The sequence below is a fragment of the Paenibacillus puerhi genome (assembly GCF_009846885.1).
In the GTDB taxonomy this organism is placed as follows: domain Bacteria; phylum Bacillota; class Bacilli; order Paenibacillales; family NBRC-103111; genus Paenibacillus_G; species Paenibacillus_G puerhi.
Genome location: NZ_WUWM01000013.1, coordinates 49,586 through 72,539 on the forward strand (window position 1 = coordinate 49,586; position 22,954 = coordinate 72,539).

A 22,954-nucleotide genomic window follows, 5' to 3' on the forward strand; every position below is an offset into this window, starting at 1 on the left:
TATTCGGAAGGAGCGAGAGCTATGTTAAAGCCGGCAGGGATTATTCCGGCCATGATTACGCCGTTTAACCGCGAGCAGCAGCTGGATGAAGCCGCACTCCGACAGCTGACACGGAGATTCGTTAACGCGGGTGTGCATGGATTGTTCGGACTTGGGACGAACGGAGAATTTTTCTCGTTGACAACCGACGAGAAGCTGCGCGTCGCCGAGATCCTGCTCGAAGAGGCAGGAGGACGGCTGCCGGTCTACATCGGCGCAGGCTGCGCCGGAACCTTGGAAACGATCCGCTTGGCCGTCCGCCTCGAACAGATGGGAGCGGATGCGCTAACCCTCATCACTCCCTATTTCCTTACCTTTACGCAGCAGGAGCTGATCGGACATTTTCAGGCCGTTGCGGCTGCGACGAACTTGCCGATCGTGCTGTATAACATTCCTGCCCGAACGGGCAATTCGCTGCAGCCGAAGACGGTGGCGGAGCTCAGCCAAGTGCCTCATATCGTCGGGATCAAGGACAGCAGCGGAAGCTTCGACACGATTCTGCAGCTGCTGGAGCTGGCCGGTCCCGATTTTGCCGTGCTGGCGGGGACGGATTCGTTGATTTTGCCTACGCTGCTGGCAGGGGGACAGGGCGCCGTCGCGGCGACGGCCAACGTGTTTCCCGAGGTGTTGCTCTCCATCTACGAGCTGTGGAGCGAAGGGAGGGTGGTGGAGGCGGAGCAGGAGCAGCGCAAGCTGAGAGCTCTCCGCAGCGCCTTCTCGCTCGGTACGCTGCCCTCCGTCCTGAAGGAAGCGATGAATATGATCGGACTGCCTGCGGGCGAGCCCCGTCTGCCGGTCCAGCCGCTCAGTCCTTCCACCAGAGCGGAGCTGCAGGCTGTGATGAGCCGTTATGCCGAGCAAGGGGCGATGTCGCCCAAAGCAAGCCTAAAGCAAGTGTGAAGCAAGCATGAGCGCTGGGACCCAATAACGATAGCTCAGGCCAGGTAGTAGCCATGGAATACTCAGACACGTGGGGAGCAGGGCCGCGGCTAGCGCAAGGTCCATAATATTCGAGGAGGTCGGCTCTATGCCGTTCAAGGCTAAAGACAAAATCGTATTTATCGGTGACAGCATCACCGACAAAGGAAGAAAGAAAGATCCGATGAAGCTCGGTACTAGCTACGTTCGGCTGCTGCATGATTGGCTGACGGCGACCTATCCCGAGCTTTCGCTCCGGATCATCAACGAAGGGGTTTCCGGCAACCGTGTGACGGACCTGGCGAAGCGATGGACGCTCGACGTGCTTGACCATAAGCCGCAGTGGATATCGATTTCGATCGGGATCAATGATGTGTGGCGGCAGCTCGATTCGCCCGATATGGAGCAGGTGCTTCCGGACCGCTTCGAGGAGATCTACGGGCAGCTGCTGGAGCAAACCCGGGCGCTTCCGGATTGCCGGTTGATTCTGATGCAGCCGACGGTCATCAAGGAATACCCGGATTCGACCGGGAACCGTCTGCTCGTGCCGTATGTAGAGGCCGTCAACCGCTTGGCGGAGCGCTTCGGGGCTGTGCTGGTGCCGACTCATGAGGCGTTCGTTGATTTCCTGCGGCAGGACACGGGTAAGGATCTGACCACGGACGGCGTGCATATGAACCCGCTCGGCGACATGCTGATGGCGGCAACCTGGTTGAAATCCGTGAAGGGCGGAAGCGGCGGCCGCCTATAAACATGATGAAATTGCCCTATATCGGTCCACGCGCTTTCCTGTAAACTGAACGCCATTCAGGAAAGAACAGAAGTTAAGGATGGAGGAGAACGGGATGACCTACGAGGTTCAGCCGACAACCGGAGACAGCAGTTGGTTTACGCATGACCGGTTCGGCTTGTTTATTCATTGGGGGCTATATTCGCTTGGGGCCCGGCACGAATGGCTGCAGTCCCGCGAAAGATCGAGTACGGAGAAGTACGGAGGCAAGTATTTCAAGCGTTTCGACCCGGATCTGTATGATCCCGAGCTGTGGGCTCAGCTTGCCCATGAGGCAGGCATGCAGTATATGATCGCGACGACGAAGCACCACGAAGGCTTCTGCCTGTGGGACAGCAAGCTGACGGACTTCAAGGCCCCTCTTACGCCGGCACGGCGAGATGTACTGCGTCCGATGGTCGATGCTTTCCGTAACCGGGGAATGAAGGTAGGTTTTTACTACTCGCTGCTGGATTGGAACCACCCCCATTATACCGTCGATCCGAAGCATCCCCTGCGGCTCGACCCGGCCTTTATCGAAAGCAGCCGGCAGCGGGATATGTCGATCTACCGGAGCTACCTGCGAGGGCAAACGGAGGAGCTGCTGACCGAATTCGGGAAGATCGATCTGATGTTCTATGATTTCTCCTTCCCCGAGGAGAACGGGCTTGCGGGGAAAGGCAAGGAGGACTGGGGCAGCGAGGAACTCGTCAGCCGGATCCGTTCGCTTCAGCCGCATATTCTGCTCAATGACCGCCTGCAGATCGGCGGAGACATCACGACGCCGGAGCAATACATGCCCACTCGATGGGTCGAGGTGAACGGCAGGAAGGTCGTCTGGGAAACCTGCCATACGTTCAGCGGCTCATGGGGGTATCACCGCGAGGAGGACTCGTGGAAGAGTGTCGAAGTGCTGGTCAAGATGCTGATCGATGTGGTCAGCAAGGGCGGCAACCTGCTGCTGAACGTCGGACCGACGGGACGCGGGGAGTTCGATGAGCGGGCGGTCGACCGCCTGAAGGGCATCGGGTCCTGGATGCGGAGGCACAGTCGTTCGATCTATGGCTGCACGCAGGCGCCCGAGGAGTTCGTATGTCCCCCTGACTGCAGACTTACGTATAACCCCCAGACAAACCGGCTGTATGTCCATGTGTTGAGCTGGCCGTTCAAGAACATTCATCTGCGCGGCCTCGCGGGCAAGGTGGAGTATGCGCAGCTGCTGCATGACGCCTCGGAAATCCGCATGAAGGAAGGCTTCGTCCCGAGCGGGATCGAGGAAGGGGCGTTCCGGGAAGGCCGGGACACCGAGACGCTGACGCTTTCCATCCCGGTGAAGCAGCCGAATGTGACGGTGCCGGTGATCGAGCTGTTTTTAAAATAAGGCGGGGGGCCGTCCGGCCCCGAGTCCGCAAATGGAGGAATATCGCCGCGATGAAAGCAATCACGCTAGGCTATGAACGAAACCCCGTTCCCCGGGTAGCATACGGTGTCCAGCTGCTCAAGGAGGCGCTGGAGAGCTGCGGCTATGAAGTAAACGCCGAGGAGGTGTCGTGGACCTGGGACACGTACCGATCCGCACCCGGGTTGAAGCTCTTTGCCGCCAATCGCGGAGAATCGGAGCTGCTTCGGCAGCTGGAGGAGCGCGATGTGCTGCTGTACCATACGCATGCCCCCGAGGAAGAAGGGTTTTATCTGGCGTCCTGCCCGGGAAGCCTGACGACGATCTCGGGCGGAAGCGACTCAGGCGTTCTATACGGTTGTATGGAGCTGGCAAGGCGCATTCAAGCCGAAGGACGCTTGCCGGTCGATCTCGCCTTCGGGGATGCCCCCCGCTTTTCTATTCGCGGCCCGGCTATCGGGCTGCAGAAGACGACGGTGGAGCCCCCGCGGCTTACGTATGAATATCCGATCACGCCGGACCGTTTTCCATGGTTTTACGACCGTGACTTGTGGCGGGATTTTCTCGATATGATGCTGGAGGAACGATGCAATATCGTCTATCTATGGAGCGGTCATCCCTTCTCCTCGCTGGTGAAGCTTGCGGATTATCCAGAGGCGCTGGAGGTGACGGACGAGGAGTTCGCTCTCAATGTGGACACCTTCCGCTGGATCGCGGAGGAGGCGGACCGTCGCGGTATCTGGGTTGTATTGAAGTTCTACAACATCCATATTCCGCTGCCGTTTGCCCAGAAGCACGGCTTGAAGCAGCATCAGCCGAAGCCGCTGCCGATCACAAGCGATTATTACAAAAAGTCGCTGTCGGCGTTCGTCAGCTCGTTCCCCAACGTGGGCCTGATGGTATGTCTCGGGGAAGCGCTGCAGGGACAGATCTACGGGGTGGAATGGTTTACTGAGACGATTCTGGCCGGCTTGCTGGAGGGCTTAAGCAAGGCGGATGTCAAGGAAAAGCCGCCGATCATCCTTCGTTCCCATGCCATCGAGCCGCAGAAGGTGATCGAAGCCGCGCTGCCCCTATATCCGCGTCTGTATACGGAGGCCAAGTATAATGGCGAGTCACTGACCACGTACACGCCAAGAGGCAAATGGCAGCAAATCCATCACAGACTCAGCTCGCTCGATTCGGTACATATTGTGAATGTGCATATTTTAGCCAATCTGGAGCCGTTCCGCTTCGGCGCCCCGTCCTTCATCCAAAAATGCATGCAGGCGGCTAAATACCGGCTTAAATCGAACGGCTTGCATCTCTATCCGCTGTTCTTCTGGGATTGGCCTTATTCCCCGGATAACACGGTCCCCAGGCTGAGGCAGCTCGACCGCGACTGGATCTGGTACGCGACGTGGTTCCGCTACGCCTGGAACCCGGATCGCGAGCCGGAGGCCGAGCGTCGTTATTGGAGCGAGGTGCTGGGGAGGCGGTACGGCAGCCGCGAAGCGGGAGAGGCGATCCTGGATGCGTACGAGGCGTCGGGAGCATGCGCGCCCAAGCTGCTGAGACGATTCGGCATCACGGAGGGGAATCGGCAGACGATGAGCCTTGGCATGACCATGAGCCAGCTGACGAACCCGGAACGCCATATGCCCTGGCCGGATCTATGGGAATCCCAGGCTCCTGCAGGCGAACGGCTGGAGGAATACGTGCTTCGCGAAGTGAAGGGGGAGCCGCATGTCGGAGAAACGCCGCCGGAGCTGATCGCAGCTTGCGAGCTTCACGCCGAGGAAGCGGTGAATGCCATCGCACGGGCGCGCCGCCATACGACCCTCAACCGCGAGGAGTTCGACAGACTGGCTGATGACATGAAGGCGATCCGCCTGATGGTTCGCTCGTATGCGCATAAGGTGCGGGCGGCGATACAGATTCTGACCTACAAGCATACGGTGTGCGGAGACTATTTCCAGCGGCTGGACCTGCTGGAGGCGGCGGAAGAACAGCTGATGCATGGTCTGGACGACTATCGCGAGCTCGCCGAGCTGACGGCCCGGACCTATACGTTCGCCAACAGCATGCAGACCCAGCAGCGCAAGGTTCCCGTTCGCGGAGGCCTTGACTATGGGCATTGGCAAGCGTGCCTGCCCGTCTATGAGAAGGAGCTGGACCAATTCCGCTTGCATCTCGGCGAGCTGAGAGCAGGGGTTCTGCCCGCGGCCCTGCAGAACCTGGAAGAGCCGATCACGGCCTACCGGGAAGCTCCGTTTACCTTGCTGTCGCCGGATGCGCAAACGTACCGGGTGACGAAGGAAGCGTGCGTGTTTACGGATGGCGATATTCATATCGTCGGCTGCGCCGAGGAGTTGGATGGCCTGACCGGCGTCCGCTTCAGTCAGATGGAGGCGGGCAAGCGGGGATTTGCGGTCGAGCTGGAGCTGACCCGCCCATCGAAGGTGCTGGTGGGATATTTTAACTCCAAGGAAGAGCAGTGGCTGCAGGTCCCAAGCCTCGAGGAGAACACCCATGCGGACGATCAGGGGGGATATGAGCCCGTGCTGCGCAAAGGCTTCCGCTTGTATGCGTATCCGTCCGTCAACATTCATGCCTTCCGGTTCGAAGCAGGGCGGCATGTGCTTGATCTGGGACGAGGGGCTTATGTCATCGCAGGGGTGATCGACGACGATCAGCCGCTCCGGGTGAGGGACGTGGAGCATAAGAACGATGGCGTCAATACGTTAGACTGGCTGTACGAATAGCCGCTGCAAGGATGCGAGGCTGCGGTGCAGCAGAGAGGGGTTGCTTATGTCAGATTACGATACGACGCTGTGGTACCGGGAGCCGGCGCACAGCTGGTTCGAGGCGCTTCCGGTCGGCAACGGCCGCATGGGCGCGATGGTATTCGGAGGCCCGCAGCGGGAGCGTCTTGCCCTGAATGAGGATACCCTATGGTCGGGGGAGCCGAGGGATACGGTTCGCTATGACGCCCGCCTGTATCTGGAGGAAGCGAGGAGGCTGATCTTCTCGGGACGTCATGCGGAAGCGGAGAGGTTGATCGAGCGCAACATGCAGGGGTCCGAGATCGATTCCTATCAGCCGCTCGGGGACCTGGAGCTGTTGTTCGACGAGGTCGGCGAGATCACGGACTACCGCAGAGAGCTGAGCTTGGACGAAGGAATTGTCCGTACGAGCTTCCGTTCGGGAGGGCTTCGGCATACCCGGGAAGTTTTTGTATCGGCCGTCGATCAAGTGCTGGCGATCCATCTGGAGAGCGAAGCGCCGATGAGCTTCACCGTGCTGCTCCACAGCCCGCTGCAGTTCGCCGTAAGGCAGGCGGCCTGGAACCGCCTGTCGTTATCCGGCAGATGCCCGGCTATCGTACAGCCGAATACGGTCAAGACCTTGGAGCCGGTGCAATATGCCGAGGGAAAAGGGATCGGCTTCGAGGTTATGGCGCATGCTACAGCTTGCAACGGGAGGGTAGAGGCGAGCGGGGGGAGGCTGCGCATTCGTTCCAAGGGCCCGGTGACGCTGCTGATCGCGGCAGCGACGAGCTATGCGGGGTATGACCCGGCCCGGGCGGCTGCCGGACGTCAGCCCGCCATCCTTTGCGAAGCCTGGCTGCGGGAGGCGGAGGCGCTCGGCTACGAGGCTCTGCGAGAGCGGCATGTGCGCGAGCATGCCGGCATGTTCGGCAGGGTATCGCTCCAGTTGGGAGCAAGTGCCGACAAAGGGCCAAGCAGCGAGCCTCGGGGTGCCTCTCTTCCGACAGATCGCCGCATCCTTGCGGTGCGCGACGGCGAGGACGACCCGGGACTGGCGGCGTTATTTTTTCAATACGGACGCTATCTGCTCCTTGCCAGCTCCAGACCGGGCTCGCAGCCGGCGAATCTGCAGGGCATCTGGAACGATAAGCCGCAGCCACCCTGGTGCAGCAGCTGGACGACCAATATTAATGTGCAGATGAATTATTGGCCTGCGGAGGCCGCCCATCTGTCCGAGTGTCACGAGCCTCTGTTCGATCTGATCGAGGGCTTGCGGGATAAGGGAAGGAAGGTCGCGGCTGTCCACTACGGGTGCCGGGGCTGGACAGCCCACCACAACGTCGATCTGTGGCGCACCGCTACACCGGTCGGGGGTTCGCCGAGCTGGGCGTTTTGGCCCATGGCCGGCGTCTGGCTCTGCGAGCACCTGTGGGAGCGCTATGCTTTCAGCCAGGATGAACAATTTTTGGCCAAGGCTTATCCTACGATGAAGGAAGCGGCGCAATTCGGGCTGGACTGGCTGGTGGAAGGGCCAGGCGGCCGGTTGGTCACCTGCCCGTCCACATCGCCCGAGAACAGCTTCATGGGACCTGACGGTTATACAAGCAGCGTTACGCATGGGGCTACGATGGATATGGCGCTGCTGCGCAGCTTATTCGCTCATTGCATCGAAGCGAGCGTAACGCTCGGTGAAGACGAAGGTTTTCGCGAAGAGCTGGAGCAGGCGCTGGAGCAATTGCTTCCGTATCGGATCGGTCGGCATGGACAGCTGCAGGAATGGGCGGATGATTACGAGGAGGCCGAGCCGGGCCACCGCCATACCGCTCATCTGGTCGCGCTGCACCCGCTGGAGCAGATCACCGTCGATACCGAGCCTGAGCTGGCGGCGGCCTGCCGCCGCTCCCTGGAGCGTAGGCTTGAGCACGGAGGCGCTCATACCGGCTGGAGCTGCGCATGGACGGTAAGCTTCTGGGCGCGGCTGCGGGAGCCCGCTCAGGCGCACCATTATTTGTCCGAGCTGCTTGCCGGGCTGCATCCGAACCTGACGAACGCTCACCGGCATCCGAAAGTTAAGCTGGATATTTTCCAGATTGACGGCAATTTGGCCGGTACGGCTGGCATACTTGAACTGCTGCTCCAGAGTCATCGCGGCATCGTGCATCTGCTGCCTGCGCTTCCCCGCAGCTGGAGCCGGGGCAAGGTGAAAGGACTGCGCGCGCGAGGCGGCTTCGAGGTAGATCTCGAATGGGAGGCCGGAAGCCTGACCCGGGTGTCCGTTCTGTCCCGCGCGGGCAGACCGTTAAGGCTGCGCATGGCCGGAGATGTGGAGCTGACCTGGGAGGGCCAGGCCTTGAATGCGCAGCAGGAGTTCTCCTTAAAGGATGGGCTGCAGACGCTGTCCATCTCTACCGAAGCCGGAAGGCGATACGAGCTTCGAGCCGTCCCGCTGGAAGCGAACCGAGGAGGCGAACCGATTGAACGAGCAACCTGAACCTAGAAGCCGGACATTTATATTCGGAGAGGAGCGGCCCTTTGCCAGCTGCCATGCTTCAACAGTAGAGGCGCTTCCCGGCGGCGAACTGATCGCCGCCTGGTTCGGCGGCAGCCGGGAGGGAGCGGCCGATGTTGCGATCTGGATATCGCGGCGTTCGCCCGCAGGAGACTGGTCGGCTCCGCTATGTATAGCGGATCGGACGGATGTCGCGCACTGGAACCCGGTCCTCTTCCGCAGGAATGACGGCATGCTGTTTTTGTATTATAAAATCGGCCCGAAGATCGAGTACTGGATGACCATGGTGATGAGCTCGCCGGATAACGGACATACGTGGACCGAGCCTGTTCCGCTCGTCGAAGGGGACCAGGGCGGGCGCGGGCCGGTGAAGAACAAGCCGATTACGCTCGCGGACGGGACGATTGCCGCACCTGCGTCGCTGGAGCCCGCGTGGGACGCCTTTGTGGACCTGTCCGCAGACGGGGGCCGGACATGGACGCGCAGCGAGCCGGTGCCGCTGCCCGAGGATCGAAGCGGCTTTCTCGGCAAGGGTATAATCCAGCCTGCCCTCTGGGAGTCGTCTCCGGGCATCGTGCATATGCTGGCCCGCAGCACCGCAGGCGCTATTTACCGCAGCGATTCGACGGACGGAGGCCGAACGTGGAGCTTGGCTTACGCAACCTCAGTCCCGAACAATAACAGCGGAATCGACCTGGTCAAGCTCGCAGACGGCATGCTCGCGCTCGTGTGCAATCCCACACGACCCGAGCCGGGGAAGCTGAAGGGCCCGAGGACGCCGCTTGTGCTGCTGCTTTCCCGCGACAACGGATTCACATGGGGGGGCGAAACGCTCATCGATGAGGGGGATAAGCAGTATTCCTATCCGGCCGTCATCGCGAAAGGTCAAGAGCTGCATGTCACTTATACGTGGAAAAGAGAACGGATTGCTTATTGGAAGACGACTGTTCATCGAATGAGCAGGATTGACCTATAGATTGAGCGGTTAACACCCTGAAGCGATCATTGGAATATTTTATGATATAAGGAGAAAGTCAGGAGGTTCACTTGCTGCCGGAATGGAGGGATGAGGAAGGATGCCAGCTTCAAGACGAATAGACGATGTGCTTCACGCCGAAAAGAAAGCGCTTCGCACCTTGCCGGGCGCTCTGCTGCTAGGTTCGACGGGAGCGCGCTTATGGGCTGATTATGTCGAGCCTGTGCCAGGCTTCTCCGGCCGGTTCGACTTTATACATAAAGCAAATATCCCTTTGCTGTACCGCATCGCGAATAATTTGACAGACAGCTTCGAGCCCTGCCAGACTCAGTGGCGTCCGAGCCATCTGCGGATGGAGTTCGAGAACAGCCGGCTTAAGCTGTCCGAAAGCAAGTTCATTACATGGGACGACTGCGCGGTATCCTGCCAAACCTGGACCAATCGCAGTTCCCGGGACTTGGTTCTGAGCCTGGAAACCTGGCAGGATGCCTTCTCCCGGAGAGTGGGCAACAGGCTGCTGGGCAAGTTCGACCCTGGTCATTACAGCTTTGCCATCGCGGGGGCGATCGCCGTCAGCGATCCGTCATTGCTGGAGGAAGTGCGCCTGAAGCCGGGGGAGTCCCGTTCGTTTATTGTAGCCGCAGCCTTCGGTATCGAAGGCCAGGACGAGGCGGAAGCGCTCCTCCAGCGCGCAGCGGGCTATGCGGAAAGCGGAAGGAACGGGGCTGAGGTCGTCGCTCGCCAGCAGGAGGAATATGACGCTTGGTTCGACAAAGCGCCTGTCTTCGCCAGCAGCGACGAGCTGCTTACCCGCACTTGGAGCTACCGCTGGTTTCTGCTTCGGCACAATCTGGCCGATCCGAGGTACGGGCACTTATCTTATCCGTTGTTCTATGAGGGCAGGTCCCACAAGAAAAGCAAGACGCCCTTCGGCAAGGGCGGTTGGGAATTCAGCAAGCTGATCAATCTGTCAGTGCCCTTGCATGTGACGGATGCCCGCTGGTATCACGATCCGGCATATGCGGAGGGACCCTTCCGCAATATGGTCCAGGCCCCGGGCGAGGGGGGCATGCTGAGCTGCCTGACGGTCGATACGATCATGCATTCCTTCGCGAACTTTGCCTGTTGGGCGGCTTATCAGCTGTATCTGGTGCATGGCAATCTGGAGACGGTCGCCGGATGGCTGCCGGCGCTGAAGCGCAATGTGGAGGCTTGGATCGACGTGTACGGCAGCGAAAGCGACAAGCTGATGATCGAGTACAAGCATACGCGGACAGGCAAGGAATACCAGCCGAGCTACTGGTATTTTCATGACTATCCGAAAAATCCGAAGGACAAACAAACCTATACGCCGCTCAAGCGGGTGGATCGTACGGTCTACCACTACTTGAACACGCTGGCTATTGCGCGACTATGCGAAGCTGCAGGCGATCCTAAGGCGGAGGACTACCTTCGGCGGGCCGATGCGATCCGGCAAGATGTATTGGCGAAAATGTGGGACGAGGAAACGCAGTTTTTCTACGATCTTCACTACGAGACGGATGAGAAGGCATGGGTTAAAAATCTGGTCGGTGTATATCCCGGCTGGGCCCAAATGCTGGACGCGCGGTTCGATGGCATGATCGGGCATTTATTCAATGAAGAAGAATTTCGTACCGGTTGCCCCTTCCCCTCCGTATCGGCGGACTGTCCGGCGTACGCGAAGGAAGGAGGGTGGATGGGGCACTTCGTCAAAGGCCGCAACGGCTGCGTTTGGGACGGCCCCACCTGGCCTTACACGAATTCTATCGCGCTTGATGCGCTGGCTAAGGAGAGCAAGCGAAGCGGCCATAAGTACGATGCGGATTTCGCCTATTATTTGCGGGAATATTCGTTTCTGCATTTCCAAAATCGCGACTTGAACCGACCCGGACTTGTCGAGCATTATAACAGCGCTACCGGAGAGCCGTTAAGCGACGAACAGGAGTATAATCATTCCTTTTACATCGATCTGCTGATCAGCCATGTCGCCGGATTGTCCGTCGGGCAGCAGGGGCTGACGCTTGACCCGCTGGATATCGGGCTGGACTACTTCGCATTGGATAGGGTAAAAGCCGGCGGGCTGGAGCTGCGGATCACCTACCTTGGGCCCGATGCGTCCTCGCAGGACGCGGACATCGCCGGACTGGAGCCCGGATACCGGTTGTACGTCAACGGCAAGGAGGCATTCGCCAGCGACAAGCTGTGCCGTATGGAGCTCTCATGGAAGAGTCTTCGGGACGGGACGGAACAGGGAACGACTAAACGAGATGCAAGGAGTGTATGCGAGTGAATCGCTTTAATGGTATGATCACCCCCAGCGAGGCAGATTCTCGGATCATGGAGGCTTATCTTCCGCTATCCGAGCCCAGCGACAACCATGCTGCCAATCTGCTGGAGCTGGATAACGGAGACCTGCTGTGCACGTGGTTTTCCGGGAGCGGGGAAGGAAATCCCGATACCCATATCGTCTTGTCTCGGCTGCCTGCCGGGACGGACTGCTGGACGCAGCCTGTCCCGCTTTCAGAGGACGCAGGCCGCTCCGAGCAAAATCCGGTGCTCTTTCAAGCGCCGGACGGCAAGCTGTGGCTGTTTCATACGTCCAATGAGCCGCATAATCAGAAAACCTCCAGAGTCGTGTACCGGACATCGGAGGACAGGGGAGAGACCTGGAGTCCTGCCGAGGTGTTATTCGATAGACTTGGTATTTTTCTAAGACATCCTCCGATCGTCCTGAGCAACGGTGACTGGCTGCTCCCGGCTTATTACTGCAAGCTGGACGGACATTACAGCGTCGTACAGATCAGCAGCGACCAGGGGGCAACGTGGACGGAATACGAGGTGTCCGGCAGCACGCACCGGGTTCAGATGAATGTGCTGGAACGCAGCGACGGATCTTTGCTCGCCATGTTCCGCAGCAGGCAGGCCGACCGCATCTATATGAGCGAATCCCGCGATGGCGGCCGCACCTGGTCGAAGCCTGTCAAAAGCGTACTTGCGAACAACAATTCCTCTACGCAGGCTGTGAAGCTGCCGAGCGGTCGTATGGCACTGATCTATAACGACTCTACGATGGAGCGCGACCAGTTCCGCTGGGTGCAGAGGAAGGGCGAGTTCCGCAAGAAGCCGCTGCGCACGCCGCTGACGTTATCCCTCTCGGAGGATGACGGACAAACCTGGCCTTATTCCCGCAATATCCAGATGGCGGACCTGGAATACAAGGATTCCGAGATTGGCTACTCTTACCCGTCTATCCTAGCTACCCGCGACGGGAACCTGCACATCGCTTTCTCCTACTTGCGCAAAGGCATTAAATATGTGCGCCTCGGGGAACAACTGGTATTTGAGGATTGAAATGGAACGACAATCATGTCATATTAAAGTACATAAAGCTGCTCGGTAGAGCAATGGAACGATCGAAATTGGAATTGCGTCGATTTGCAAACCTGTATTTGGGGTGATGGGGATGTCCGGAAGAATCGAGCATTTAAGCGGGGACTTATTTTTCGACGATAACCTAGATATTTTTATAAACCGCGAGTTGGAATCGTTTACATTGTCTCAGCATACCCACGATTTTGTGGAAATCTGCTTTGTCGGAGAAGGCTGCGGGTACCATTACATCGAGGATCGGGTCATACCCGTCAAGCAGGGGGATCTGTTCGTCATCCCGGTGGGGACATCGCATGTATTCCGGCCGTCCTCGCCCCGGCAGGACAAGATGCTGGTCATCTATAACTGTATCTTCAACGGCCGCTTGCTGGATGGCTGGAAAAGCTATTTGCAGGAAGACTGTTACACCTATAATGCCATTTACAATCCGAATGGGCTGGCCCAGCCCTGGCTGCATATCCAGGATAAGTACGATACGTTCCAGGCCATCGTCCAGGCGATGTACAGTGAATATCTGAAGCGCAATACCGGGTTTGAAACGGTGTTGACGGTGCAGCTGATCCAGATGCTGGTGATGCTTCAGCGCTTCGAACTGCAGAACGATGCGGAGCCCGTGCCCGCGCGGATGTTGGATGATGTCGTTCATTTCATCAAGTCGAATTATACGCAAAATATTACGGTGCAGCATGTGGCCGATTATTTTTTCCTGAGCGCCAGCCACTTCCAGCGGTTGTTCAAGAAGTCGACCGGACTGTCGTTTACGCAATATTTGCAAAATGTACGCGTTCAGAAATGCTGCGAGCTGCTGAAGGCGACCGATATTCCGATCTATCAGATCGCGAATCAGGTGGGCTATCAGGATATGAAGTTTTTCCATGCGCTTTTTCGCAAAAAAACGGGTGTAACCCCAAGGCAGTATCGGCAAAACTTTCAAGAGCTTGAAGAAGGAGCAATGTCGTTTTAATCGATTAGGGCTGACCATTGCAATGGGACCAGCTCTTTTTTTTCGGGTTGGAAAACGAGAACGGTTCGCTTGGCAGCGCTCCCGCGAAGACAGGCTAAGAGCTGCCGGCTGAAAGCACTATTCGCCTATAGAGTAAGTTATGATCCCCTATAATCCGCCATGGAGCAGCCTGTATAATGAAGGACATTCGGGACAATTGTAACCGTTCCCAACATGAAGAGGGAAACTGTGGGAGGTGCGGGCGTGGGACGTATTGTATTAAAGCATATCGAAAAACGATTCGGCAAGGAACGAGGTTATGCCGTCAAAGACTTCAACCTGGAAATTCACGATGGCGAATTTCTCGTGATGGTCGGTCCTTCCGGCTGCGGGAAATCGACAACGCTGCGAATGATAGCAGGTCTGGAGGATATAAGCTCGGGGGAGCTGTATATCGGAGACCGGCTGGTCAATCATTTGCCCCCCAAAGACCGGGATATTGCGATGGTCTTTCAAAACTATGCGCTGTATCCGAACATGAGCGTGTTCGAGAATATCGCATTTGGGCTAAGGCTGCGTAAAACGCCGAAGCATGAGATCGAGCAGTCGGTCAAGCGGACATCGAGGACGCTGGAAATCGAGCCCTATCTGGACCGGAAGCCGAAGCAGCTCTCCGGCGGTCAGCGGCAGCGCGTCGCGCTGGGGCGGGCGATCGTGCGCAATCCCCAGGTATTCCTTATGGATGAGCCGCTTTCGAATCTGGATGCCAAGCTGAGGGTCCAGATGCGCACGGAGATTATATCGCTGCACAAGCAGCTTGGCGTGACGATGGTATATGTCACGCATGATCAGGTCGAGGCCATGACGATGGGGCATCGGATCGTCGTCATGAAGGACGGATTGATCCAGCAGGTGGACACGCCGCAGCGTATCTACAACCATCCGGCCAATATGTTTGTCGCCGGGTTTATCGGCTCGCCGCCCATCAACTTTATCGAAGGCAAGCTTCTGGAGGCTCCCGAGGGCCTGCTGGAATTTCATACGAAGCGGCATTACTTCCGGCTGCCCGCGCATCAATCGAATGTGTTGAAGCTAAAGAACAAGGTGAACCGGACGGTTATCATGGGAATACGCAGTGAGAATATTGACATTGCGCCGACCGGCCTTGACACGGATACCGAGCAAGCGCCTTCGCATATGACCGGCGTATATAAGCTGTGCGAGCTTATGGGGGCAGACCGGTACGTGTACGCCGATATCGGAGCGCCGAAGCTGCTGGTTATCCGCTCCCAGGCGGATCGTCTGTTCTCAGACAATGAGAAGCTGAGGCTGACGCTAAATGTGCAGAAGGCTATTTTTTTCGATGCCGATACCACGCAAAATTTATCGGATTAAACGAAGTGCGGAGGGATGAAGTTGAAGGCGTTAAGTCGAACCCGGGTCTGGATGGTTTCCATGCTCGCCCTTGTCCTGGTGCTGAGTCCGGCGCTTCCCGGCTTCGCTGACCCGGGTGAAGCTGCGACGGGAGCGAAGCCCGAGGCGGGCGGGATGGATGGCGAGTTAATCGGATTTCACCGGACTGAGCCCGATTATGCAGAAGCTATGGAGAAATGGAAGCAGGAGGGAGCTTCGAGCGGGCATTCGGCCAAGCTGGCTATTGCCGGCTCGAACCTTGCAGGAAGCTCGGCTGGAGCCCAAGTAAAGGTGGGCACCTATCACGGGAAGGACAACGTCCTGATCTGGAGCGCCGCACAGGATGAATGGATCGAGTATGAGATCGAAGTAGCTCAGGGCGGTCTTTACACCATCCAGTTGTCGTATCATCCTTTCTTGGGCTCCAAATACCGGAAGCCGATGGCGCTGAACCTGACGATCGACGGCAATACTCCCTTCCTGGAAGCGCGCTCTATCGAGCTGCGCCGGCATTGGAAGGATAAGCTGCCGATCCGCAAGGATGACAGAGGGGATGAGATTCGCCCGATCGCCGAGGATATTTCCGGGTGGATGACCTGGGAGCTGCGGGATAAGGCAGGCGCTTACGAAGATCCGCTTCAATGGTATCTGACGCCAGGCAAGCATAAGCTTCGCTTCGCGGGCAGCGATCCGCTAGCGATCGAGTCCATTACTCTGCAAGCCGTAAACAAGACGGCGGATTACCTCACGGTGAAGGACAGCTGGCCTTCCGGCTTAGCCCCGGTCCAGGCTGATCCGGTCGTCATCGAAGCCGAGCAGGTGCTATGGAAGAGCGACTCTTCACTGGCGCTAGCGTACGATAACGATGTCGGAAACACGCCTTACGTTCAGGGGAAGATTACTTATAATACGCTGAACGGCGAACGCTGGAACTCGGAAAATCAGGAAATCGCCTGGAGCTTCGAGGCGCCCGAAACCGGTCTGTATCAGATAGCGCTTCGTGCGCAGCAAGGCTTTGTATCCAACCGTTCCTCGTTCCGCACCATCCTGATTAACGGCGAGGTTCCTTTCTCGGAGCTGAAGGCATACCGGTTTCTGTACGCAACCGGCTGGAAGGGTCTCGCGCTGTCCGACAATCAAGGGGTTCCGTTCGAGTTTTACCTGAAAAAAGGAACGAATACCATCTCAATGCGCGTGACGCAAGCGCCGTTGAAACCGCTTGCTATGGAATTGGAGCAGGTCATTGGCGGCTTAAGCAAGCAGTTCAATGACATCCGGGCGCTGACGGGTGGAGTAAACGACAAAAACCGGACATGGGAGATTGACCGGGATTTGCCCGGCTTTACCGCGCAGCTGAAGGATAACGGAGACAGGCTCGAAGCGATCCGCGAGAAGCTCGTCCTCTTGAACGGGCGGCCCGATGCCGTCTCCCAGGGTCTCGTCTCGGCCCGCAAGGATATCGATTCGCTGTTAAAGGATGCGGATGAAATCCCGTATGAGCCGGGCCGGCTTATCGAGATTCAAGGCAAGATCATGGCCCAGATCCAAGCTCTCAACTCGCAGCCGCTCCAGCTCGACCGCTTGTACGTCGTGCCCGCAGGCCAGAAGCTGCCCAAGATGGAGGCTGGCTTCAGCGAGAAGCTGTGGGGCGGCCTGGCGAATTTTTTCGACTCCTTCAAGGCGAAGGGGAAATGGAGTACGGATCAGGCAGATACGCTGGACGTCTGGATGTATCGAGGACGGGACTATGTCAATCTGCTCCAGGGGCTCGCGGATGAGATGTTCACTCCCCAGACGGGGATCAAGGTGAAGGTGAATCTGCTCAAGGATGAGAAGCAGCTTGTGCTGATGAATGCCGCAGGCATAGCGCCCGACGTCGCGCTCGGTCTTCCTCAAGACATCCCGTTTGATTATGCGATACGTGGCGGCATTTACAATCTGAAGCAGTTTTCAGACTTTGACCAATTTTACGGCCGGTTCTCTCCCGGCTCCTGGACGCCGTATTTTTACGACGGAGGCTACTACGGAGTGCCGGAGACCCAATCGTTCCAAATGCTATACTACCGCAAGGATATTTTGCAAAGGCTGGGCCTCGGCATCCCCGACACGTGGGAGGAGCTGTATAAGATGCTGCCCGTCCTGCAGCAGAGCGGGATGAATTTTACGCCGATCGAGCATAACGGCTTCATGCAGATGCATGGCGCCGAATATTATGCGCAGGACGGCTTGAAGACCGGTCTGGGCGCGGAAAAAGGCTTCGAGACCTTCAAGCAATGGACCGACCTGCAGAACAAATTCGCGCTCGATCAGCGTATGGACAGTTTTTATCAGCATTTTCGCGAAGGCTCGTACCCGATCGGCGTAGCAGATATCAATACGTACATTCAACTGACGGTAGCCGCTCCGGAGCTGAACGGATTATGGGGACTGGCGCCAGTGCCTGGGGTACGTCAAGAGGACGGCCAGGTAGTCAGATGGCTGGGCGGCAATATGCAGTCATCCGTCATCATGAAGCATGCCAAACGGCCGAACGAAGGCTGGGAGTTTATTAAATGGTGGACATCGGCGGGAGTTCAGGAAAGGTTCGGCACCGATCTGGAGATGCTCAATGGGGTCACCTTCCGCTGGAATACCTCCAACATCGAGGCGTTCACGAAGCTTCCCTGGAAGGAGGATGACCTGAAGGCCATCATGGAGCAGTGGAGATGGTTCCGGGAAATTCCGAATGTGCCGGGCAGCTATTTCATGGAGCGCGAGCTCCGCAACGCCTGGACCCGGACCGTCATTAACGGGATGAATTCAAGGACATCGCTGGAGACTGCCGTCAAGGAAGTCAACCGGGAAATCCGCCGGAAGGTGCAAGAATTCGGATTTATCGATTCGAACGGCAATGTAGTCCGTACGATGAATCTTCCGGTCGTCAACAAGCCATGGGAAGGGGTGGAACCGTATGTCAAAAAATGAGGCTTCGGCGATGCCGATCCGATTGAAGCTGGAAAGCAAGCCGAAAGGGAGGCTGGTTGCCGCCCTGCAGCGGATCTGGGAGTACCGCGTGTCCTATTTGTTCATCGCCCCGTTCATGCTCTGCTTCTTCACCTTTATTCTGCTGCCCGTCCTCGCGGCCGTGGCTCTCAGTTTCACGCACTATAACTCGATCGAGCCGCCGCGCTTCGTCGGCTGGGATAACTTCCGGTACATGCTGACGCAGGACTTGATCATGATGAAGCACGCCCTGCCTAACACCTTGACCTTCGCATTGATCGTAGGACCCGGCGGCTACCTTTGCGCTTTCCTGCTCGCATGGCTGATCTCGATCCTGCCGGCGGTGTTCCGCAAGTGGTTTACGCTCGCTATGTATACGCCCTCGCTGGCAAGTCTGGTCGCGATGAGTATTATCTGGACGCCGTTGTTTTCCAGCGACCGGATCGGATACCTGAACCACTTCCTGCTCAGTCTGAGCCTGATCAGCGAGCCTGTTCAATGGGTGACAAGCAAGGAGCATCTGATGAACTCGATGGTGGTTGTAACGTTGTGGAAGAGCATGGGGATCGGATTTCTCGGGATGCTGGCCGGTCTGCTGAATGTCAATCCGGAGATGTACGAGGCGGGCAAGCTGGACGGTATCCGCAGCAGACTCGAGGAGATCTGGTATATTACGATTCCGGCGACCAAGCCGCAGATGCTGTTCGGCGCGGTAATGGCGATCGTCGGAGCCATCCAGATCAGTGAGATCGGTACGGTGCTCTCCGGGATGAATCCGACGCCGGAATATGCGGCGCATATGATCACCACGCATACGGACGACTATGCGTTTACCCGCTTCGAGCTGGGCTATGCCACTTCGCTGACCGTCTGTCTGCTCGCGCTGGTGTACCTCGCCCAGAAGCTGTGCTGGAAGCTGTTCGGCACAAAGGAGGATGAATAAATGAACGTCATGGCTAAGCTGGGCCGGTTGGCGGCCTGGCGGCGGAAACCAAGATTAAGCCGATGGAGTCCGACCGAGAAGGTAGCATTTGTCTTGCTTGCGCTCATCAGCATCTTCATGCTGCTGCCGATCGTGTATATATTCAATCACGCATTCAAGCCTTATCAGGAGCTGTTTGTGTATCCGCCTAATATTTTGGTGAGAAATCCGTCTTTCCAAAGCTTCATCGAGCTGCTGGCTTCTACGAAGTCCACGGCTGTGCCCGTCACCCGGTATATGTTCAACAGCGCGGTAGTTACCGGGCTGACCGTGTTTTTGATCACGCTGGTCAGCGCGATGTGCGCCTATGCGATATCCAAGCATCAATTTCCCGGACATAAGATCGTATTCGCCACGATTCTGCTTACGCTCGTATTCGTGCCGGAGACGGTCGCCATACCCAAATATCTCGTTGTCAGCCATCTGGGCATCTTCAATACGTACTGGGGGCATGTGCTTCCGCTGGTAGCCGTTCCGACCGGGGTGTTTCTTATGAAGCAGTTTATCGATCAGGTGCCGGGCGAGCTTCTGGATTCCGCCAAGATGGATGGCGCGCAGGAATGGACGCTGTTCGTTCGCATTATTATCCCGGTCGTGCTGCCCGCGATTGCGACCATCGGGATTATCGCCTTCCAGAGCGCTTGGCAGAATACGGAAACGTCCATCAATTATATGCAGGACGAAGAGATGAGAACCTTCCCCTTCTATGTCGAAACGCTGACGAGCGGCATGGCCAACAGCGTGGCTCGGCAGGGGGCGATGGCGGCGGCAACCCTGCTGCTGTTTCTGCCCAATCTGATCATTTTTCTCGCCTTCCAGAGCAAGGTCATTGCGACGATGGCGCATTCGGGCATTAAATAAGGGGCTGGAGGCCGCCAGAGAATGGAGGACGTGGGTAGGCATATGAAACTGAAGCTGCAGGAAGTGGAACGATGGGGACGATTCGAGCTGACGCTCTCGGGGCCGTCCGAAGGCAACCCCTTCCGCGAGGTCCGGCTGTCCGCCCGGTTCCAATACCGCAACAGGATCGTCGAGCCCGAGGGGTTCTATGACGGGGACGGAACATACCGAATCCGGTTTATGCCGGATTGTCCAGGCGTATGGCGCTACGTGACAAGCAGCAATTGCTCCGAGCTGGATGGGCACGCAGGAGCATTCGTCTGCACCGAAGCTCAGGAAGGCAACCATGGTCCGGTCCGGGTGAAGGAACGTTACTTGTTCGCTTATGAGGACGGCACACGATATATGCCTTTCGGCACGACCTGCTATCACTGGACGCATGGCGGCGATGAAAGGCTGGAGGAGCAGACGCTGGAGTCACTGGCGGCCTCGCCGTTTAATAAGATTAGGATGTGCCTGCTTCCTACGCAGGATATGAAGCCGCCTCTTCAGCTCGTCTTCACGGGGGAGTATCCGGAAGAGCTGGACCGGACACGGTTCAATCCCGATTTCTTCCGGCGTCTAGAGCGAAGGCTGGAGGATCTGCTGCGGCTCGGTATCGAAGCTGACCTTGTGTTGTTTCACCCCTATGACAAAGGATTCTGGGGGGTGGACAACATGGATGCGGAGTCCGACGCAAGTTACATACGCTACTGTATCGCGAGGCTGGGCGCTTACCGGCATGTCTGGTGGTCGCTCTGCAATGAGTACGACTTCAACAAATTCAAGACGGCGGCCGACTGGGACCGGCTGCTTCAGCTTACCCAGCGCTGCGATCCCTACCAGCATCTGCGGTCCATCCATAACGGAACCAAGATGTACAAATCCTCCAGTCTGTATGATTTCTCCAAGCCCTGGATCACCCATCAAAGCATCCAGCACTGGGATGCGGAGCTGACGACGAGCTGGAGAAATGCGGTGGCGAAGCCGATCGTAATCGACGAAATCTCGTACGAGGGCAACAGCTCCCGGCGATGGGGCAATATTTCGGGCGAAGAGCTTGTGCACCGCTTCTGGGAGGGCATGAGCCGCGGAGGATTTGTCGGTCACGGCGAGTCGTTTATCGACAAGGAGACGAGGGCCTGGATTTCATCCGGAGGCAAGCTGTACGGGGAGTGCGTGGAGCGCCTCGCGTTCTTGAGGCGGATTATGGAGGAAGGCCCGGAGGATTGGCTGGGCGCCCGGTCGGCAGGCACGTACAGCCTGTTGTACTTCGGCAGGCGCCAGCCGGTCTTTCACTGGATCGACTGGCCGGAGCAAGCGGCGTACCGCGTGGAAGTGATCGATACCTGGAATATGCAGGTGACTCCGCTTGCCGGTGTCTTCCAAGGCCGGAGCAAGGTGGAGCTGCCCGGCAGGCCCTATCTGGCATTACGCGTACGCTTGGAAACCGAGTCTGATGCGGGACATCCTCGGGAACAGGCTGTACATGCGGAAGGAGGCAGATGCGGATGAGCGGGCAAGCGCTAGCGCTGGTGGAGAAGTGGGGAAGGTTCGAGCTGAAGCTGGCTTGTTCCGAGGAGCCGCTTGCGGAGGAACAACCCTATCTGGTCTGCCGGTTCACGAATGGGCTTCACTACGGGGAAGCGGAAGGCTTCCCGGCAGAAGCAGGGAGCTACTTGATCCGGTTTATGCCCGGGGAGGAAGGTATCTGGACTTATGTAACGCAAAGCAGCTGCCCGGACATGGACGGGATCAGCGGCGAGTTCGCCTGCACCGCTCCCTCTCCTGGCAATCGGGGGCCGGTTCAGGTACAGGATGAGGCACACTTTGCTTATGCTGACGGCACCCGATATGTCCCGCTCGGGACGGTCAGCTATGCGTGGCATCTGGGGGATGAACACCTGCTGGAGCAGACGCTTGAATCGCTGCAGGCGTCGCCGTTCAACAAGCTGCGGATGGCTGTGCTTCCCGGAAGCGGCCAGGTCGCGTTCGCGGAGTCTGCGGCCGCCCGGGATTCCCGAGCTGTCCCGTCTTATGCGGCGGCCGGGGCAGACACAGGTAAAGCATGGCCGGGACCGGACTACTTCACTCGTCTGGACCGGCTGCTGGCGCGGCTCGATCTGGCAGGCATCGAGGCCGAGCTCGTCTTGTTCCAGCCCCATACGCCATGTGCCGAAGGGCTTAGCCTTGAAGACGAGGAGCGGTATGTCCGCTATTGCGCCGCACGCTACGGCGCTTTCCGCAATGTCTGGTGGTCTTTGTGCGAGGAACCCGAAGCCTTCGCCGGCAGACTTCCCGAGGATTGGAACCGGTTGTTCCGGGTTCTCCAAGAGTGGGACTGCGGGGGGCATATGCGCTCGCTGCTATCCCGTCCGGAGGCCTACGACTTCGGGGTGCCCTGGGTGACGCATGCCAGCCTCAAGAGCCGGGATGTCAGGATCGCGTCGGACTTGACGAAGGCCTATGGCAAGCCGGTCATTCTGGACGATTGCGGCGGAGAAGGAAATCTGGATACGGACTGGACCGGACTGAACGCCGAGGAGATGGTGTGCCGGCTATGGGAGGCGACGGCCAGAGGCGGCTTCGCCGCCTACAGGGAATGCTATCTGCGCCCCGATGGCACGCAATGGCAAGTGCAGGGAGGAGAGCTTGGAGGAGTGGGTATCCAGCGTGTGGCCTTTCTCAGCCACATCCTGGAGTCGAACCCGCCCGGGATGAGCTATAACAGCGACCGTTACGATGCGGCTACGCTGGAGATTCGGGGGGAGTGCTACTTGCAATATTTCGGTCCCCATCGCTTTGCCTATCGCGGCTTCGATCTGCCGGAGGGCCGGTACGAAGCGGAGCTGATCGATACCTGGAATATGACGATTACGCCCTTGCCCGGGGTATGGGAAGGAAGGTTTCGCATCGATTTGCCGGGCAAGCTTTATTATGCATTGCGTCTGCGAAGACAAGCGGCAGCTGAGGAACTCTCCTAG

Annotated in this window: 15 protein-coding genes; all 15 read left to right on the forward strand. The window is 58.0% G+C overall.

Translation table 11 applies throughout. From position 1 onward, the window contains the following. Positions 1-21: 21 nt before the first annotated feature. The 15 genes from dapA (at position 22) to GSF01_RS13670 (ending at position 22,954) form a co-directional block, all read left to right on the forward strand. Positions 22-939: a 4-hydroxy-tetrahydrodipicolinate synthase gene (gene dapA / locus GSF01_RS13600; protein WP_159884857.1), complete on the forward strand. Its 918-nt coding sequence runs from the start codon at positions 22-24 to the stop codon at positions 937-939. 127 nt (positions 940-1,066) lie between these two features. Beyond that, positions 1,067-1,708: an SGNH/GDSL hydrolase family protein gene (locus tag GSF01_RS13605; RefSeq protein ID WP_159884859.1), complete on the forward strand. Its 642-nt coding sequence runs from the start codon at positions 1,067-1,069 to the stop codon at positions 1,706-1,708. Positions 1,709-1,802: 94 nt separating this feature from the next. Further along, positions 1,803-3,107 carry an alpha-L-fucosidase gene (locus tag GSF01_RS13610; protein ID WP_159884861.1) on the forward strand — a complete coding sequence of 435 codons (1,305 nt, stop codon included), beginning with the start codon at positions 1,803-1,805 and terminating at the stop codon, positions 3,105-3,107. 50 nt (positions 3,108-3,157) lie between these two features. Further along, positions 3,158-5,869: a hypothetical protein gene (locus tag GSF01_RS13615; protein WP_159884863.1), complete on the forward strand. Its 2,712-nt coding sequence runs from the start codon at positions 3,158-3,160 to the stop codon at positions 5,867-5,869. A 46-nt stretch (positions 5,870-5,915) separates the two neighbouring features. Further along, entirely contained in the window at positions 5,916-8,366 is a 2,451-nt protein-coding gene (locus GSF01_RS13620; RefSeq protein WP_159884865.1) for a glycoside hydrolase family 95 protein, read from the forward strand. Next, positions 8,350-9,360, forward strand: coding sequence for a sialidase family protein (locus GSF01_RS13625; protein WP_235941469.1), 1,011 nt, complete (start codon positions 8,350-8,352; stop codon positions 9,358-9,360). Before GSF01_RS13620 ends, GSF01_RS13625 begins: the two co-directional genes overlap by 17 nt. A gap of 100 nt (positions 9,361-9,460) precedes the next feature. Then, entirely contained in the window at positions 9,461-11,671 is a 2,211-nt protein-coding gene (locus tag GSF01_RS13630; protein ID WP_235941470.1) for an MGH1-like glycoside hydrolase domain-containing protein, read from the forward strand. Further along, entirely contained in the window at positions 11,668-12,732 is a 1,065-nt protein-coding gene (locus GSF01_RS13635) for a sialidase family protein (RefSeq protein WP_159884869.1), read from the forward strand. The genes GSF01_RS13630 and GSF01_RS13635 overlap by 4 nt, the downstream gene beginning before the upstream one ends. A gap of 112 nt (positions 12,733-12,844) precedes the next feature. Next, positions 12,845-13,735, forward strand: a complete 891-nt coding sequence (locus GSF01_RS13640; RefSeq protein WP_159884871.1) for an AraC family transcriptional regulator — start codon at positions 12,845-12,847, stop codon at positions 13,733-13,735. A 243-nt stretch (positions 13,736-13,978) separates the two neighbouring features. Next, positions 13,979-15,109, forward strand: a complete 1,131-nt coding sequence (locus GSF01_RS13645; protein ID WP_159884873.1) for an ABC transporter ATP-binding protein — start codon at positions 13,979-13,981, stop codon at positions 15,107-15,109. A gap of 15 nt (positions 15,110-15,124) precedes the next feature. Beyond that, positions 15,125-18,091 (forward strand): extracellular solute-binding protein, encoded by a 2,967-nt coding sequence (locus GSF01_RS13650; RefSeq protein WP_159884875.1) that lies wholly within the window; start codon positions 15,125-15,127, stop codon positions 18,089-18,091. 10 nt (positions 18,092-18,101) lie between these two features. Next, positions 18,102-19,052, forward strand: a complete 951-nt coding sequence (locus GSF01_RS13655; protein ID WP_407945767.1) for a carbohydrate ABC transporter permease — start codon at positions 18,102-18,104, stop codon at positions 19,050-19,052. Next, complete coding sequence (locus tag GSF01_RS13660) at positions 19,053-19,952, forward strand: carbohydrate ABC transporter permease (protein ID WP_159884879.1); 900 nt, start codon at positions 19,053-19,055, stop codon at positions 19,950-19,952. Between the two features lie 21 nt (positions 19,953-19,973). Further along, a complete protein-coding gene (locus GSF01_RS13665) occupies positions 19,974-21,485 on the forward strand; it encodes a DUF5060 domain-containing protein (protein ID WP_235941471.1) in 1,512 nt (503 codons plus the stop codon). After that, a complete protein-coding gene (locus GSF01_RS13670) occupies positions 21,482-22,954 on the forward strand; it encodes a DUF5605 domain-containing protein (RefSeq protein ID WP_159884881.1) in 1,473 nt (490 codons plus the stop codon). Before GSF01_RS13665 ends, GSF01_RS13670 begins: the two co-directional genes overlap by 4 nt.